Origin of the sequence: Paenibacillus sp. PK1-4R (assembly GCF_030369595.1) — a bacterium.
Taxonomy (GTDB): domain Bacteria; phylum Bacillota; class Bacilli; order Paenibacillales; family Paenibacillaceae; genus Paenibacillus.
Map to the genome: position 1 here is coordinate 4,500,316 of NZ_CP126535.1, position 16,087 is coordinate 4,516,402.

The following is a 16,087-nucleotide window of genomic DNA, read 5'->3' on the forward strand; positions in this document are numbered from 1 at the left end:
CCAACATACATTCAGCGCATCATGACAGTCATATTGCCCGCGGTCAGCAAGATGGTAATTGCCAGGAAAAACATGAGCCCGACGGCTGCGAGCGCCGCAAATACGTAGATCATGCTCTTGCCGATGGCCTGCAGGCATCCTACAATCGGGGTGTCTCCGAGCGGTTGCATAATGGCACCAGTTACGTTGTATATCAAGGCAAGAGCCAGGATCTTGAGTGCCGGAAAGGCACATAGGAACAAAATGATGATCACCCCGGTGAGTCCAATTGCATTTTTGACAAGTAAAGAAGCTGTAATTACCGTATCCGTCGCATCCGCAAATGTTCTGCCCACGACAGGGACAAAGTTGCCTGCGATGTATTTGGCGGCCTTCAGGCTGACTCCATCCGCTACCGATCCCGATGCTCCCTGAACCGAGATTACACCCAAAAACATCGTCAGCAGGATACCCAGCAGTGCCACACTAATATTGCGCAGGAGGTCTGCCAGCTGTGTCAGCTTGTACTTGTCAGACAATGAACTGACGAGATGGAGAACAGCTGAGAAGAAGAGTAACGGGAATACCAGCAAATGAATCAAAGTACTCACCAGATGAATCATGAAAATGATGAGTGGATGTGTCACCGAGACGGTGATGACATTACCCATGGACGCAAGCAGTGTGAATAACAAGGGAACCATGGCCATCATAAAGTTGATCATGCCAGTTATGGCATCCTTGGCGTATCCAATCGCCACACTGAAGCTGTTGATTGCAATGATGATAATGACCATATAACAGATGGAATAGGCGATTTTGCTAATATTATTTTTCTCAAATGCGGTCTGAAGAGTCTCCAGAATCATGCTGAGTACACTTAACATCACAATCGTGACCAGAAGCTTGCCATTATATAAAATTTCATGCAGCATGAAGGTTCCTATCGCTACAAACACCGATTTCAGGCTGAACCCTTCATTGCCGGGGATTAACATATCCATGAAGGAAGGGGTCTTCCCATCCGGGAAGAAACCACCGTATTGTTGCATCAGTTGATCCCAGTATTTCTCCACCTGATCCTTGGGAAGCTGATCGGCCTGCTGCTCCATCCACTCACCGGAAGGCGAGGTTGCAGTAACCTGTCCCAGGATACCAAACAGAAAACAGAGCATCAGCACAACCGTAAGGCGCCACTGCGGCTTATGATGCATTGATTTCATATGAAGTCCGCACGCCCTTTCTACACCGGCATCAGCTTCATGACGGTTTCGATAATAATGCTGATGATCGGTATAGCAAGTACAAGGATCAATACCTTACCAGCCAGTTCAATCTTGGACGCAATGCTCTCCTGACCTGCATCCCTGACAATCTGTGCGCCAAATTCTGCGATGTACGCTATGCCAATAATTTTCAGCACTGTTTTCAGATAAATACTTTCCATGCCTGAATTCTCGGCAAGCCGCTTTAACACTTCGATGACTGCACCGATTTTGCCAATCAACAACATGAAGATGACAATGCCAGTCGCGGCAGCAATCAGAAAGGCAAACATCGGTTTCTGTTCCTTAATGACCAGAATGAGCACTGTTGCGATGAGCGCCAAACCTACAACTTGGATAATTTCCACAGGTCACCACCATCCGGCTTCATGACCGTTTTTCATTGAAAAAGAAATATCGATTTGATCTCTTGTAGCAGGCTGTCCAGCATACGGACCACCATGAACAATACAACGACAAATCCGATTACGGTCACCCAGTGAGCCATATCTTCCTTTCCCATTTGTTTCAGTACCGTGTGAATCATGGCGATGATGATTCCGATACCCGCAATTTGAAAGATTGCGTTCACTTCTAGATTCATGACCTTGGCACCTCACTATCCCGGCTATTTCAGAAGATCAGAATGACGATTAACGCTCCGACAAGCATCCCGAGGCTTCGGCTCATTCGTTCATATTTCATTTGATCGGCCTGGGCACGGGATTCCTCATGCATTAGTTGTTGAATGGCTAACGATATATGTTTGGTCTGATCCTGACGGTCACTTGTGCCAAGGCTGAAGCTTAATTGCAGCATCACTTCCTTCTCGTCAGCCTTCATGGCTGATCTTCCCCACGCCAGATCCACGCCTGACTGCAGACTTTCCCGGGCAGTGAGTCCATGAGGAGGTTCCATCTGTGTAGCTGCATGAAGAAACAGCGTCTTTACAGGTTCTTTGGTCTGTGCTCCCATCTTGCCCATGGCATCGGGAAGTGGAGTGAGCCCATAGTTAATCTCCGTCATTAGTCGCTGGAGGGCTGCAATGAGTTCTCGCAACTGTCTCGGTCTTAATGCATACTGTCTGGCCTTGTAAAATCCGGCGAGGGTGCTGGCTAACAAAATAATTACCGCACCAAACATGTTAACCAAAGGCTTCACCTCCTGCCCCGGTCTGCTGCAACCCACGCATTTTGCCATCAGCCAGCCGAAAGGTCATGCCCCGGCTCGTCCGTTGCAGCTGGACATAACGTTGAAACATCTGCTCCGTAATTAAGGTTCTGAGGGCAGGTCTGGCCGACAGCTCCGATAGGTCACGGCCATGCGCAGTCGCAATCACTGAGACTCCTGCATGCAGGGCTTCCATCACCGCCTCGGCATCCTCCGGACGACCGATCTCGTCCACAATCAGGACATCGGGCGACATGGAGCGAAGCATCATCATCATGCCCTCAGCCTTCGGACAACCGTCCATCACATCTGTTCGGGGACCTACGTCGAAGCCAGGTACTCCTTTGTAGCTACCAGCGATTTCGGACCTTTCATCCACAATGCCCACTTTCAGACGTGGGCGTATTCCCTGAACCAGTTCAGTTCCCCCTGTAAGCTTTGTACCACTGCTAATTTGTCTCGCCAGATCTCGTAACAACGTCGTTTTCCCTTGTTGTGGTGGTGATAGGATCAACGTGTGCAGGACCTGTCCGCTCTTCATATCGAGAAGATAAGGAAGGATACGATCAGCCACTCCATGTACCTCACGGGCTACCCGAACGTTAAACCCGTTGATATCACGCAGGTATTCGACACGCCCACCGCTTAGTACCGTTCGTCCAGCAAGCCCGATTCGATGTCCCCCAGGTATGGTGATGAACCCTTTGCGCAGTTCCTCTTCCAATGTATAAAGTGAATGGTTACTGATCAGGTCCAACAACCTGTGCGTCACTTCTTTCTGAGGAACATACGCTTCTTCAGGATTCCCGGTCGGACAACCTTGAGGTGTCAGGAAGTGGTATGTGTTGCCTGCATTAATCTCCAGGGGTCTGCCTTCACGAATACGTACTTCCTCCACTTGTTCCAATAGAGCGGGTGGCATTCTTCCAAGAATGGTTCGGATCGGTTCCGGAAAAAGTTCCCTCCAGTTCACCTTCATGAGTAGGCTCCTCCAACCTTGAGATCATTTGGTTCACACTTCTGGCGCTTGTTCATATCTCAAGTTTATGCCTGTACATTTAATTTATGACGCTGAAATCTATCAATTCTTCAGAATACGGTTGAGAGTTGAAAGCATAGATGCACCTTCTGTTCTAGGCACCCGTCTAGATGTGCATGCATATAGTAATTGCAGATAGGTAAGTTCCATTTCGGTTCAAAACAGAACTACCGATCCCCAGATAAGAAAGGAGTTGTGGGGAGTGCGAGTTGATGTCGTTGGCAATGTGAATGAAGTACGTACTATTGATATCGCAGGGCGAAGTGCAGTTGTCATTGATGTATTGTGTACGACCAGTACGATTATTACGGCTCTGGCGTATGACGCTTCCGCTGTGATTGCTGTAGAAACCGTTCCACAAGCCAAACAAATGGAAGTGAAAGATTGCATTCGAGGCGGGGAACGTTTTGACAAAAAAATCACCGGATTCGAGGTGGGGAATTCCCCCTATGAATATATGACTGAGGACATTGCAGATAAAACAATCATACTGACCACAACCGATGGAACCCGCGCCTTGATCAAAGCTTCCAGGGCGAAACATGTACTAGCTGGATCATTTCTCAATGTCAGGGCTGTCGCAGCAGTTCTTTGCCAACTTCAACGAGATGTATTGCTGTTATGTGCGGGGAATCAGGATGAATTTGCACTGGAGGACGCCTTGTGTGCTGGATGTATCATCGACGAACTGCACCGTCAATCCTGTTCTCCCCTCCAACTAAACGATCTCGGCATAGTACTTCATCAGGCGGTATCCCAATGTCAAGAGAGCATCCCCGAGCTGGTGCAGGGATCTGTTAGCGGGCGTAGGCTTGAAAAGCTAGGCAGGGTTCATGACATTTCATATTGTTCTCAATTAAACTTGCTGGATTGTGTTCCCGAGATGGGGGAGGGGAACCTCATGCAACCTTATAAAGGCATACGCGGGGGAAAGATGTTCAAGTTGATGTGAGAATTGCCATGAGAAAAACAAAAAAAGGTGTACTGCTGCCCGTTGGCAACAGTACACCTTTGCTAATTTACACACACAGAAAATACTTATCTGCGATCTTGAGGTCCACCGATAACGGCTTGCTCGGCAGTGTCGAGATCATATGCTGTATGCAATGCCTTAATGACGTCATGCAGCTTATCTCCGTCAATAACACAAGATACTTTGATCTCGGAAGTGCTCACCATCTTGATACTCACGCCTTCAGCGGAAATGACTTTGAACATCTTCGCAGCTACACCTGGGTGACTGACCATGCCTGCGCCAACAATGGAGATTTTAACGAGGTTCTCCTCAGATGTGACTTCACGGTAAGGCAAGCGGCTGTGAAGGCCTTCAATGACACGTAATGCGTTCTCACGATCAGACAGCGCCACAGAGAATGAAAAGTCCGCTTTGCCATCCATCACTCCGCTCTGAACGATAATGTCCACATCCAGCTGATTGGATGCAAGCGCACCAAATACTTCGGCCAGAACTCCTGGTACATCCGGCACACCCAGAATACTGATGCGAGCCACGTTTTTGTCATAGGCAATACCACTAACCACTACGCCTTGTTCCATTGCTGCTTCCTCCTTCACAACCGTTCCTTCATTATGGTTAAAGCTGGATCTTACAATTAAAGGTACACCGGAATGCTTCGCGTACTCTACTGCACGCGGATGCAGCACCGCTGCTCCCAAATTAGCGAGTTCCAGCATTTCGTCATAGGATATTTCCTTCAGCTTGCGCGCAACCTTAACGATCCGCGGGTCCGTAGAATAGATTCCGTCTACATCCGTATAGATCTCACACGCATCAGCCTTAATTGCTGCCGCCAGCGCTACAGCTGTTGTATCCGAGCCACCACGACCCAGCGTTGTGATCTCGCCGTCTTCCGTCATGCCCTGGAAGCCTGCAACAATAACAATGTTGCCCTCGGCAAGTGCTGCATTCACGCGGTCAGGTTGAATATCATGAATACGTGCTTTTCCGTGAACCGGCTCTGTGCGGAATCCCGCCTGCCAGCCCGTAAACGATACTGCCTTACGTCCAAGTGCTTGAATAGCCATCGATAACAAAGAGATCGAAATCTGTTCTCCTGTCGTTAAGAGCATATCCATCTCACGAGCAGGCAGATCACTATTCAGTTGTTTTGCCTGATCAATCAAATCATCTGTTGTATCCCCCATGGCCGAAACCACGACTACACACCGATGTCCTTCATCAGCTTTTTCTACAACACGTCCGGCTACACGCTTCATGCGTTCTGTATCTCCGACCGAGCTGCCCCCAAATTTCATGACGTACAATGACAACGCAAATCCACTCCCTACCTTGTGCAGTATGCATAATTAATGTCCATCGTCATTATTCTCTACGAGAAATGACTTTAACCCAGTATATTACGAAAGCGCCTGATAGGCTAATCTTTTTTCGAAAAAACCCTCTGCCAAAGGAATGGCAAAGGGTTGTTAATACCGTTTATTAGCTTACAGCTTGTGAAAGTTACGCACGGGAAGAGTATTTACCTTCACGTGTGTCAATCAGGAGAACATCACCTTCGTTAATGAACAAAGGAACTTGTACGTTCAAGCCTGTTTCCACTTTTGCATTTTTGGTAGCGCCTTGTGCAGTGTTACCTTTAACACTAGGCTCAGTCTCGATGACTTTCAACTCAACGCTTGTTGGCAAGTCAATTCCGAGGATTTCACCTTGGTAGCTAACAATCTTAACGACCATGTTTTCTTTCAGGAAGTTCAATTCCCATTCCAGTTGATCACTAGTCAATGTGAACTGATCATAAGTTTCGTTATCCATGAACGTGTGCTCTGTACCGCTTGCATACAGGTAGGATACGCCACGGTTTTCGATGATGGCACGACCAATCGTTTCGCCCGCACGGAATGTTTTTTCAACGGTGTTACCGTTACGCAGGTTTTTCAATTTGGAACGTACGAAGGCAGCGCCTTTACCTGGTTTAACGTGTTGGAAATCAAGCACGGTATAGATATCGTTATCTACTTGCACGGTCAAGCCTGTTTTAAAATCGTTTACTGAAATCACAAAAAACCCCTCCTGATATGGTTAAAAAGTAGGTGATATAAGACGATGGGTTAATGTTATGTAAAATGAGCCCAAGAATGGCCACCTCGTTCACTTCGATTGCAGTACCATCCTCCGATCGCTGTTATCCCCAAATTTTTTTGATCCCATTATCAATGGGAAAATCCGGTGATAAAGGCGAACGCTTCGCTTCTTCAGATTGGTTCTGCACTCTCCGATATGGTGAAATTTCTTATTTTTCATTTTAAATAACACATTAAAAATCGTCTTATATCCCTGGTGGCTGTAATTTAGCCGATTACGGTGAACTTCTTGTCCGACTTCGTGAGAATATGAATACCCGTCTCGGTAATCACTACGTCATCCTCGATACGCACGCCACCAAGCCCGTCAATATATATACCCGGTTCAACGGTAACAACCATACCCGGTTTCAATACATCGTCGCTAAGCTTGGACAGGCGAGGAGCTTCGTGAACTTCCATACCCAGACCGTGGCCTGTGCTGTGTCCGAATTGATCTCCATATCCGTGACCTGCAATGATATCACGAGCCAATGCATCTGCTTCCCGTCCGGTCATACCCGGTTTCAGGTTCTCCAGCGTATGTAACTGAGCTTCCAGTACAATGTCATAAATTTTGCGCAGTTCAGGTACAGGTGTACCTGTTGCAATGGTACGTGTCAGATCTGAACAGTATCCGTCCAAAAGTGCACCAAAGTCAAATGTAATTAACTCATTTTGTCCGATGACCTTACTGCTCGCTACACCGTGAGGCATAGCAGAACGTTCACCCGATGCTACAATGGTGTCAAACGAAGAGGACGTTGCTCCATGTTTGCGCATGAAAAACTCCATCTCCAGATCCACTTCACGCTCCGTCATACCTGGTTTTGCAAACTGCAAAACGTGGCTGAACGTGGCATCCGCCAGATCTGCTGCTCTCTGCATGACCGCGATCTCGTCTTCATCCTTGAACATACGAAGTTGTTCCACGATCCCGGATACAGCTTTCAGTTCAATAGACTGCAGTGCTTCAGCATAAGCGGAGTGCGTGCCGAATGTGACACTATCCTGCTCGAAGCCCAATTCTTTGATATTCGCGGATGTCAACAATTCGCGCACCGTATCCATCGGCTTAGCTCCATGCTCCACAACGGTAAATCCTTTGGCTTGCTGAGGCGCTTGTGACATATAACGGAAATCAGTCAGCAGATATGCATCCTGTTCCGTAATCAGCACATATCCCGCCGAGCCTGTAAAGCCCGTCATATAACGACGGTTAATCGGGTTTGTAATCAGCATTGCAGTGAGTTCATGCTCACGCATGGCTTCACGCAACTTATTTACTCGTTTGTTTTCCATCGGTAACCCTTCTTTCTCTCACATTCCCGGGTTCCCGGCTCAGGTTTGTTTGTCCAGATGACGCACAAGAGCCAGCAATCCCAGTTCATAGCTTACTTCGCCAAATCCGGCAATCTGCCCGATTGTTTCCGCTGCAATCACTGAATGATGTCTGAACGCTTCGCGTGCATGAATGTTGGATAGATGTACTTCCACCGTAGGGACTTTTACAGCATTGATTGCATCACGTATAGCATAGCTATAATGGGTAAATGCTCCGGCATTCAGTATGATTCCGTCTGCCTCACCCATCGCTGCATGAATGCGGTCAATGATGTCCCCTTCATGGTTCGATTGATAAAAAGCGATGGAGACGCCAAGTTCATCAGCCTGTCTGCGAATTTTGTCTTCAATATCCTTCAGACTAAGCGTTCCATAGATGCCCGGTTCACGTACACCAAGCATGTTCAGGTTCGGACCATTGATCACAATAATTCGTTTCATCGCTGCTCCACCCTCTCTGCAAATAACCATCTGCTATTTTAACACAGGCATTGCCGGATTGAGAAGCTTTTTTGCGCTATGCCCCCGCTTGCTCCGGCTCGCGTTTGCGTTCGTCCGTGTACTCCATAGCTACCGTGTAACCAATGAACAGCCCCCATAACAAAAAGAAACATAGTTCCGTGATGATTGAATCCCACGTTAAACCGTTCAAAGGTTTCATCATCCCCAGTTTTGGTCCGACCAGTATAAAGAGAATCAGCCACCAGACGATTCCATACACCATGCCGGGTAACGGCCCTTTCAGTTTTCTAATCGTGAACGTGTAGAGTAAGGATGCCAAGATGGAAAAGACGATAAAAAACAGCCAGCCTGTCAAATGTCCTGCTGCGGTATATATATATTCATGTTTGAAAAAAGGCTCGGCCAGAAATCCGACAGGTACAATTGTAAAATGCAACAGATAGAATAGCCAATGTAGCCCGCCCCAGATAAAACCGGCAAAAAAGCCAAGCTCTAACGCAAAGGAAAATGGATTCGTGTAGTAGTGTGCTTGACCTTGCCTCTGGGTAGGGCGTCTGCCCCTGTCTTTTTGCTGCCGCTCATTGGGACGTTGACCTTCATCGTGTGATGTATCTTCATGCTTACGTTCTGTCATCGATATTCTCCTTCATTCAGTTGATAATCCCGCATTATGCCTCGAATTTCCGCTCTGATTCTACGAGGTAGTATGTTCAAAACAGGACAATCTTAACAACATCCTTCAAGGTTTGACTCACAAACTAGAAATTGGTCTTAAAATTCGATACAATAGGGTTATTAAACTGCCTTTGATCGCGAAGGCCTAGAACAGAATAGGAAGGTGAATAATTTGCCTCAACAATCCAAGCCTGTCAGCTATGGGGGGCAAGCTGTCATTGAAGGCGTAATGTTCGGTGGGAAACATGTCAACGTTACAGCTGTTCGTAGAAAAGACGGCGAAATTACGTATCTGGAAGTTCCCAAGCAAGACAAGTCCTGGGTCACGAAATTGCGGCGGATTCCTTTATTACGCGGAATTGTCAGCATTATAGATTCAAGTGTCAAAGGTAGCAGACATCTCAATTATTCTGCTGACGCCTATGCTGATGATGAACTGGAACCGGAAGAGAAAGCCAAGCAAAAAGAGAAAGAAGGTTCGGGCTGGAGCCTAAGCATGATCATCGGTGTGACTGCCGTAGCCATCCTTTCATTCCTTTTTGGTAAAGTTGTGCTCACATTGCTTCCTGTTGTTATCGAGAATTTTCTATTCAAAAATGCATTCGACAATCAGTTTTTGCATAATTTACTGGAAGGCGGCATTAAGCTGATCCTGTTACTCGCCTATCTGTGGTTAATCTCACAGACGCCGATGATTAAACGTCTCTTCCAGTATCATGGAGCGGAACACAAAGTAATCAGCGCACATGAAGCTGGTGAAGAACTGACACCGGAGAACGTGCAAAAGTACAGCCGACTGCACTACCGCTGCGGAAGCAGTTTCATTATGTTGACTGTCATTATTGGAGTGTTTCTATACTCTCTCTTCACGTACGATAACCTCTGGGAACGGATGGGTCAGCGTCTGTTGTTATTGCCAGTTGTGCTAGGCATTTCTTTTGAACTGTTAAAGCTCACGAATTCAGTACGTGATATTCCTGTACTGCGTTATCTCGGATACCCGGGATTGTGGCTGCAATTGCTGACAACAAAAGAACCGACCAACGAACAGGTAGAAGTATCCATTGCTTCGTTTAACCGTATGCGTGAGTTGGATGCCAAGCTTGCCAATGTCTCTGCTACGTCAGAAGTACCTGTTGCAACACTCGATCCTGTGAAAGGGTGAATGATATGAACAAGCAGGCAATCTTATTTTGGACGTTCATCGCACTAGCTGCTGTTGGAGTCTTGACTTGGCTGGGGAACGCTAGTCCATCCAGGATCATTATTCCTCTGGTCGTGTTCGGAGCTGTATTCCTGCTGTACAAATATCCGCCTCGTCGCTGGGCAAGCAAAACCAAATCACCAAAGATCAAGCCATCGGCACGAACCATGGCAAAAGTCAATGCACAGTCCAGTGCCAGAAAGAGCAGCGGCTCTTCTAAGAAACGTAAGGATTATCCTTTCCAAGTGATTCAGGGACAAAAAGGGAAAAGCGATGAAGATATACCGAAATTTCATTAAAAGTTACTGATATACAAAAAAAGCAGTTCTCCCAATATGCGGAGAATTGCTTTTTTCGCGTTTATACAGGAATCAGAGGCGGAGCTTCTGCCTGTTTCTTGCGCAATTCTTTTCTTTGTTTGTCCAGCTGTTCATCATACACTTTCATATTCCACCCGTTGAAAAATTCACTCCCTGCGGTAGTACCTGATCGATATAACGCCGTGCTGTCCTGTAACGATAAATGAAATTGCGTTGGTTTAATCCCAAGCGTTGGTATCTTCACTGTCCGGAACCGGTTAATCTGTTCGATGTAGCGTTCATCATGTGCTGTGAGCATCGTCTCCACAAGGGCCTGAAGCATGCTTAACGGTCCTTTAATACGGGCAGGTTCCACTTCCGTCTTCCCCACCATTTTGAATCCGACAACCGGAATAACGTCTCCCCCTCGCTCCGTACGATCCCCATCGAAGAGCCACAGCGGAAAATTGCTAAGCAATCCACCATCCACTACATAGACGAACTGATCTTGAAAAGGAAGTCCTTTGGAGAATACTGGCGATTTGCGTATGACTACCGGATCGAAAAAATACGGAATACTGCAACTCATACGTACCGCTTTTGCAACATCCAGCTTCGCAGGATCAATGCCGAACCGACGAATATCGTCTGGTAGCACCAGAATGGTCCCATTGGATATATCGGATGCGGTAATAAGCAACTTGCCTTGCGGCAAGTCAGCGAATGTGCGAATCCCTTTCTGCTCCAACATCTTGCGAATCCATGATTCCAGCGCTTCTCCCGAATACAGTCCTTTCTTCAAGAACAGCCTTGCTGCGGGTCCGATCCATCGGGTATTAAATATGGGGGAACGACGCAGCAATGAAACAAAGGGGGTATTCTCAATAATGACTTTCATCTCCTCGGCCCTGTAACCGGCCGCTAGCAGAGCAGCTACAATGGAACCGGATGATGTGCCTGCCACTCGATTAAACTGAATGCCGCAGTCTTGAGCACCCTGCACAGCACCTGCAAGCGAGATCCCTTTGACGCCTCCACCTTCAAACACCGCGTTAATTAACATAACAAAAAACCCCCGTTCTCCAGGCAGCCACGTTTCTACTGCCACTCTATGAGAACAAGGGTTTGTCTTATAACCGTATTGTTAAATTGTTTTAGAGACCATAATAAGCTTTTAATTTGGCAATTAGGCCGAGAGGGTTCTTCGTCAGGTATTGTGAACTGAAGAATATATCCCCTTTAACCGAAGAATACTTCTTGTTGTAGTTCAGCTGATCGATGATCTCCTGTGATGTCTGCCAGCCAATCTCTGGCGTACCTAACTTATAAGGTGAGTGGCCGATATACAATTTTACATTTGTGTTAGCCACTTCATTCGCCCACCAGTCCACGACTTTGTCGTATCGGGCTACGCTCAGTGTCATACTCCAATACACCTGCGGAGCGACATAGTCGATCCACTCCTGGTTAATCCATGTCCGCACATCTGCATTCATGCTGTCATACGCGGTTACTCCTGCTTTGGTATCAGAACCTGTCAGATCAACGGATTTATTACGCCATACACCAAATGGACTAATTCCATATTCAACGTTAGCTTTTACTCTGTGAATGCTCTGCCCGAGCTGCTTAACAAACTGATTGATATTGTCCCGACGCCATTCAGCACGGTCTTTGGTATTCAATGTGTTGTAAGTTTTGAAGGCTGCATCATCATTAAAAGTCACATTGGATGGATAGAAATAATCATCCAGATGTACACCATCAATATCATACTGATTGACCACTTCCATGATCGTATCGATAATATGCTGTCTGGCTTCCGGGATACCCGGGTTAATGTACATTTTGCCGGATGCATTCACAATCCAGTCTGGATGAAGCTTGGAGATGTGGTTTGTTGCCAAGTTTGATGTACTCGCTGAGTTCGTTGCTCTAAACGGATTAAACCAGGCGTGGAACTCAAGACCTCGTTTGTGTGCCTCCTCAACCATAAACGCGAGGGGATCATAACCGGGATCTTTACCTTGTGTTCCTGTTAATACGCTGTTCCAAGGTACCAGACCTGAAGGATAGATGGCATCCCCATTGGCTCTCACTTGGACAAATACTGCGTTGATGCCCATACCTTGCAAAGTATCAAGCTGTTTTGTATACTCCTGCTTTTGCTTCTCTACATTTCCCTTGGCACCAGAAGTAGGCCAGTCTCCATTCACAGTGGAGATCCATGCTCCCCGCATATCTTCAGAAGCTGGTACATTGCCCGTGCCTCCAGGCTCCGCTGGGGTTGCCGGAGTTGGTTCAGGAGTTGGTACTGATTCGTCTCCTGTGTACAGATCAATGGTCTGGGCTGCCTGATTCCAGTTCACTCGAATGCCCAGGTTCTCACTGACGAATCGAATGGGAACCATGACCCGACCTTGTTTCAATTCGACCGATGCATCCAGACCAACTACATCGTTATCCACGGTCGCCTGCTGGCGCCCGCTTGTCATAGAGATGACCGAATCGGATTTCTGAATGGTCACGGTACGAGTAGCTTGAGACCATAAAACAGACGCACCCAGTCCTTCGCTAATGACACGCAGAGGTACCATCGTTACATTTACTTTGGGCAAGATGTAGGGTGATACATCCGATTCCAAACGGTTGCCGTCTAGAAAAATAGCGATTTCCTTCTGCCCGGCTGCTTGTGCTGTCATGCCTGCTGTCTGTAATCCAAGTACAAAAATGAGCAGCAGCATCAATCCTTTACGAACATTCATTAGTGCAGTCCTCCAAAATCATTATAAATTTGCGGTAAATTCTACTAGTTTAATAGACGCTCCTACCCTTCGTTTAGTTGCGAAAATCACCAAATTATGGTGTGATTGCACACAAAAAAATGCTTCCTGCCATTGAAACGGCAAGAAGCATCCTTTGATCACAGGATACAATTCATTGTATATCATCATGTTTATTCCACTGCTGAATCTTAAGACTCCGTATTACTCATGACGTCCTGAAGATTTTTGAGGTCACGCAACCGGCTCTCATCCTGACGGAAGTATTCAACCAAGGACTCAATGCATGTAATGGAGTCCCAGCTCAGGTGATGTTCAATGCCTTCAACATCATTGTAGATATTTTGTTCCTGAACACCAATCGTTGTCAAAAATTGTTCGAGCAGATGATGGCGCTCCATCAAACGTTTGCCCATCTTTTTGCCTTTTGGCGTAAGCACCAGTCCGCGGTACTTCTCATAGATCAGGTACTCGTCTTTGTCCAGCTTTTGGATCATCTTCGTCACCGATGAAGGATGTACTTCCAGTCCTTCAGCTATATCAGACACACGAGCATAGCCCTTTTCATCAATTAATTTGTATATACGCTCCAAATAATCTTCCATACTGGGCGTTGGCATCTGCTTCCCTCTTTTCTCTCTGACCGGCCCCTATTCGTGCCTGGTCCCTATCTTATAATGATACATGTTATCAATACGCATTGGCAAGTCCTGCACAGTTCGGAGCGCGCTGTTACACAAGTAATTGGCAGCGTGACTTCTCACCAAACGAGGCAAACTAAGCAAAGTTCCGCATCGAAAGGAGTGATTTCGTGAGTACAAGTGTAGCCTCACCGCCAGTTCGAAAAGCAAAAGGTACTAAACCCTTTATTCCCGATTTGGTGTATTTTGAACCCGGTGCATTAGAATATGATAAAGGCAAACGGATTATGGAATGGGTGACATCCAAAAACATCCCTTACCAGATGACCACATCCCATAACCGAATTACAAATCTGCCGGGTGAAACCGAACAAGAAAAGTACCGGATGGCAAAGCGTACTCTGGTCGTTGGTGTGCGCAAAACACTCAAGTTTGACCAGTCGAAACCTTCAGCGGAATATGCCATTCCCATCTCTACAGGCTGTATGGGGCACTGCCATTATTGTTATCTTCAAACTACACTTGGTGCGAAACCTTATGTTCGTGTCTATGTTAATACCGAGGAGATCATTCAGGCTGCAAAAGGATACATCGAAGAACGGGCGCCTGAAATCACGCGATTTGAAGCCGCCTGTACTTCTGATCCCGTAGGACTTGAGCATATCACGGAAAATTTAAGTGACCTGATTCGTTTTATGGCGGATGAAGAATACGGGCGCTTGCGCTTTGTAACCAAATATCATCACGTTGATCCGTTGCTGAACATCAAGCATAACGGCCACACCCGTATCCGGTTTAGCGTCAATTCGGATTATGTCATCAAAAACTTTGAACCGGCTACCTCCAGATTTGAGGAACGCATTGAAGCTGCTGGCAAAATTGCACACGCTGGTTATCCCCTGGGATTCATTATCGCTCCGATTATGTGGTATGACGGCTGGGAAGAAGGATACTCGGATCTGTTGCAGAAACTGGCAGATACACTTCCAGAGGAAGCAACTAAGGACCTTACCTTTGAAATGATCCAGCACCGTTTTACCAAAACGGCCAAAGCAACCATTGAGAAGCGTTATCCCAAAACCAAGCTGGAGATGGATATCGAGAAACGCAAAATGAAATGGGGCCGCTGGGGTCAGTACAAGTATGTGTATAAGGACGACCAGCAAGATGCGCTGCGCGAATTCATTACGGAACGGATCTTTGAACATTTTCCACTAGCCAATATTGATTACTTCACCTAAACAAAAAACGTGACTGCCCATAACGATATGCTGGTATAAGCATTCCTAACGATTAAAAAGCAGGTTACATGACCCAGAGTGTCTCTGGTAACATGTAGCCTGCTATGCCATACATAATAATACTTAAATTCAGGTCATCCGTTTAAATAATCATCCAGTCTGGTGTAATCTGCTGCAACCAGATGGTAATCTTCGTCATCTGATCTGTAAAAAGCAATACTCCAAGGAACAACATTAATGCTCCGCCGACTTTCATCATGACATTGGAATACCGTAAGATCCAGCGTGTCGAACCAATGAAAAAGGCCAAAATGAAGAACGGGATTGCAAACCCAGCCGTATAACCTGTAATCAACGCCAGCCAAGTTGTGGGCTCACTTGCAGCCATAGCAATGATCGCTGTTAGAATAGGGCCAATACACGGCGACCAGCCTGCTGAGAAACCGATGCCAAATATAAAAGAGCCCAGATAGCCTGCTGGTTTCCATTTCATATCCAGCTTGCGTTCCTTCATCAGAAACTGTGGCTTGAACACCCCAAGCAAAAATAACCCCATAAGCATAATCAAAATCGCAGACAATTGCCGAATCAGTTCTCGGTTGTCATTAAAAAATTGGCCAAACAGTCCAGCACCAAGGCCAAGCGAATAAAATACAGCCGAGAAGCCTAAAATAAACGCCAGCGTATGCGTCATGGTCTTAAAGCGGACTTCGCGCTGATTGCGGTCATCCTTCAATTGTTGCACCGTCATACCTGTAATGTAGGAGAGGTATGATGGATACAGCGGAAGACAACATGGTGATATAAATGAGACTAAACCTGCTACAAAAGCCATCCATACATTAACATCAGGCATGAAGCGGATGTCTCCCTTCCCCGGGCT

General features: G+C 46.7%; 18 protein-coding genes. 4 read left to right on the plus strand and 14 right to left on the minus strand.

Annotated features, from left to right (window positions below; all coding sequences use genetic code 11):
• Nucleotides 1–11: 11 nt before the first annotated feature.
• From spoIIIAE to spoIIIAA, 5 genes are all read right to left on the minus strand, one after another.
• Nucleotides 12–1,154: a stage III sporulation protein AE gene (gene spoIIIAE / locus QNO02_RS19530; RefSeq protein ID WP_371129059.1), complete on the minus strand. Its 1,143-nt coding sequence runs from the start codon at nucleotides 1,152–1,154 to the stop codon at nucleotides 12–14.
• A gap of 68 nt (nucleotides 1,155–1,222) precedes the next feature.
• A complete protein-coding gene (spoIIIAD, locus tag QNO02_RS19535; protein WP_017687586.1) occupies nucleotides 1,223–1,612 on the minus strand; it encodes a stage III sporulation protein AD in 390 nt (129 codons plus the stop codon).
• A gap of 32 nt (nucleotides 1,613–1,644) precedes the next feature.
• A complete protein-coding gene (gene spoIIIAC, locus QNO02_RS19540; RefSeq protein WP_017687585.1) occupies nucleotides 1,645–1,848 on the minus strand; it encodes a stage III sporulation protein AC in 204 nt (67 codons plus the stop codon).
• A gap of 29 nt (nucleotides 1,849–1,877) precedes the next feature.
• A complete protein-coding gene (spoIIIAB, locus tag QNO02_RS19545; RefSeq protein WP_036614389.1) occupies nucleotides 1,878–2,396 on the minus strand; it encodes a stage III sporulation protein SpoIIIAB in 519 nt (172 codons plus the stop codon).
• Entirely contained in the window at nucleotides 2,389–3,393 is a 1,005-nt protein-coding gene (gene spoIIIAA, locus QNO02_RS19550; protein WP_036674989.1) for a stage III sporulation protein AA, read from the minus strand. The genes spoIIIAB and spoIIIAA overlap by 8 nt, the downstream gene beginning before the upstream one ends.
• Before the next feature lie 262 nt (nucleotides 3,394–3,655).
• Here spoIIIAA and QNO02_RS19555 point away from each other — a divergent pair, with 262 nt between their 5' ends.
• On the plus strand, nucleotides 3,656–4,405 hold the full coding sequence (locus QNO02_RS19555) for a 2-phosphosulfolactate phosphatase (protein WP_091028807.1): 750 nt from the start codon (nucleotides 3,656–3,658) through the stop codon (nucleotides 4,403–4,405).
• Between the two features lie 86 nt (nucleotides 4,406–4,491).
• Here the strand turns inward: QNO02_RS19555 and QNO02_RS19560 are convergent, their stop codons facing one another.
• The 5 genes from QNO02_RS19560 to QNO02_RS19580 form a co-directional block, all read right to left on the minus strand.
• Nucleotides 4,492–5,745, minus strand: a complete 1,254-nt coding sequence (locus QNO02_RS19560; RefSeq protein ID WP_047843625.1) for an aspartate kinase — start codon at nucleotides 5,743–5,745, stop codon at nucleotides 4,492–4,494.
• 190 nt (nucleotides 5,746–5,935) lie between these two features.
• Nucleotides 5,936–6,493 carry an elongation factor P gene (gene efp, locus QNO02_RS19565; RefSeq protein ID WP_017687580.1) on the minus strand — a complete coding sequence of 186 codons (558 nt, stop codon included), beginning with the start codon at nucleotides 6,491–6,493 and terminating at the stop codon, nucleotides 5,936–5,938.
• A 290-nt stretch (nucleotides 6,494–6,783) separates the two neighbouring features.
• Entirely contained in the window at nucleotides 6,784–7,857 is a 1,074-nt protein-coding gene (locus tag QNO02_RS19570) for a M24 family metallopeptidase (protein ID WP_289389716.1), read from the minus strand.
• Nucleotides 7,858–7,896: 39 nt separating this feature from the next.
• Nucleotides 7,897–8,340 carry a type II 3-dehydroquinate dehydratase gene (gene aroQ, locus QNO02_RS19575; protein WP_062835278.1) on the minus strand — a complete coding sequence of 148 codons (444 nt, stop codon included), beginning with the start codon at nucleotides 8,338–8,340 and terminating at the stop codon, nucleotides 7,897–7,899.
• Between the two features lie 76 nt (nucleotides 8,341–8,416).
• Entirely contained in the window at nucleotides 8,417–8,995 is a 579-nt protein-coding gene (locus QNO02_RS19580) for a YqhR family membrane protein (RefSeq protein WP_091028804.1), read from the minus strand.
• A 213-nt stretch (nucleotides 8,996–9,208) separates the two neighbouring features.
• On the opposite strand from QNO02_RS19580, the gene QNO02_RS19585 reads away from it, so the two are divergent.
• A complete protein-coding gene (locus QNO02_RS19585) occupies nucleotides 9,209–10,201 on the plus strand; it encodes a DUF1385 domain-containing protein (protein WP_062835280.1) in 993 nt (330 codons plus the stop codon).
• Nucleotides 10,202–10,206: 5 nt separating this feature from the next.
• Nucleotides 10,207–10,539 carry a hypothetical protein gene (locus tag QNO02_RS19590; protein WP_036614407.1) on the plus strand — a complete coding sequence of 111 codons (333 nt, stop codon included), beginning with the start codon at nucleotides 10,207–10,209 and terminating at the stop codon, nucleotides 10,537–10,539.
• Nucleotides 10,540–10,600: 61 nt separating this feature from the next.
• Here QNO02_RS19590 and QNO02_RS19595 read toward each other — a convergent pair whose 3' ends face one another.
• The 3 genes from QNO02_RS19595 to mntR form a co-directional block, all read right to left on the minus strand.
• Nucleotides 10,601–11,602 (minus strand): patatin-like phospholipase family protein, encoded by a 1,002-nt coding sequence (locus tag QNO02_RS19595; protein WP_091028801.1) that lies wholly within the window; start codon nucleotides 11,600–11,602, stop codon nucleotides 10,601–10,603.
• 91 nt (nucleotides 11,603–11,693) lie between these two features.
• Complete coding sequence (locus QNO02_RS19600) at nucleotides 11,694–13,304, minus strand: family 10 glycosylhydrolase (protein WP_289389717.1); 1,611 nt, start codon at nucleotides 13,302–13,304, stop codon at nucleotides 11,694–11,696.
• Nucleotides 13,305–13,513: 209 nt separating this feature from the next.
• Complete coding sequence (mntR, locus tag QNO02_RS19605) at nucleotides 13,514–13,942, minus strand: transcriptional regulator MntR (RefSeq protein ID WP_036614415.1); 429 nt, start codon at nucleotides 13,940–13,942, stop codon at nucleotides 13,514–13,516.
• Nucleotides 13,943–14,133: 191 nt separating this feature from the next.
• Here mntR and splB point away from each other — a divergent pair, with 191 nt between their 5' ends.
• A complete protein-coding gene (gene splB, locus QNO02_RS19610) occupies nucleotides 14,134–15,204 on the plus strand; it encodes a spore photoproduct lyase (protein WP_133385423.1) in 1,071 nt (356 codons plus the stop codon).
• Nucleotides 15,205–15,346: 142 nt separating this feature from the next.
• On the opposite strand, the gene QNO02_RS19615 is transcribed toward splB, so the two are convergent.
• The gene (locus QNO02_RS19615) at nucleotides 15,347–16,060 is read right to left on the minus strand and encodes a cytochrome c biogenesis CcdA family protein (protein ID WP_036614418.1); all 714 of its coding nucleotides are present in this window, start codon (nucleotides 16,058–16,060) and stop codon (nucleotides 15,347–15,349) included.
• Between the last annotated feature and the right edge of the window lie 27 nt (nucleotides 16,061–16,087).

Bases quoted from the DNA above. Each gene is read 5' to 3' on its own strand.
- spoIIIAE (WP_371129059.1), bottom strand. From the start codon at position 1,154: ATGCTCTGTTTTCTGTTTGGTATCCTGGGACAGGTTACTGCAACCTCG.
- spoIIIAC (WP_017687585.1), bottom strand. From the start codon at position 1,848: ATGAATCTAGAAGTGAACGCAATCTTTCAAATTGCGGGTATCGGAATC.
- spoIIIAA (WP_036674989.1), bottom strand. From the start codon at position 3,393: ATGAAGGTGAACTGGAGGGAACTTTTTCCGGAACCGATCCGAACCATT.
- QNO02_RS19570 (WP_289389716.1), bottom strand. From the start codon at position 7,857: ATGGAAAACAAACGAGTAAATAAGTTGCGTGAAGCCATGCGTGAGCAT.
- aroQ (WP_062835278.1), bottom strand. From the start codon at position 8,340: ATGAAACGAATTATTGTGATCAATGGTCCGAACCTGAACATGCTTGGT.
- QNO02_RS19580 (WP_091028804.1), bottom strand. From the start codon at position 8,995: ATGACAGAACGTAAGCATGAAGATACATCACACGATGAAGGTCAACGT.
- QNO02_RS19590 (WP_036614407.1), top strand. From the start codon at position 10,207: ATGAACAAGCAGGCAATCTTATTTTGGACGTTCATCGCACTAGCTGCT.
- QNO02_RS19595 (WP_091028801.1), bottom strand. From the start codon at position 11,602: ATGTTAATTAACGCGGTGTTTGAAGGTGGAGGCGTCAAAGGGATCTCG.
- QNO02_RS19600 (WP_289389717.1), bottom strand. From the start codon at position 13,304: ATGAATGTTCGTAAAGGATTGATGCTGCTGCTCATTTTTGTACTTGGA.
- mntR (WP_036614415.1), bottom strand. From the start codon at position 13,942: ATGCCAACGCCCAGTATGGAAGATTATTTGGAGCGTATATACAAATTA.
- QNO02_RS19615 (WP_036614418.1), bottom strand. From the start codon at position 16,060: ATGCCTGATGTTAATGTATGGATGGCTTTTGTAGCAGGTTTAGTCTCA.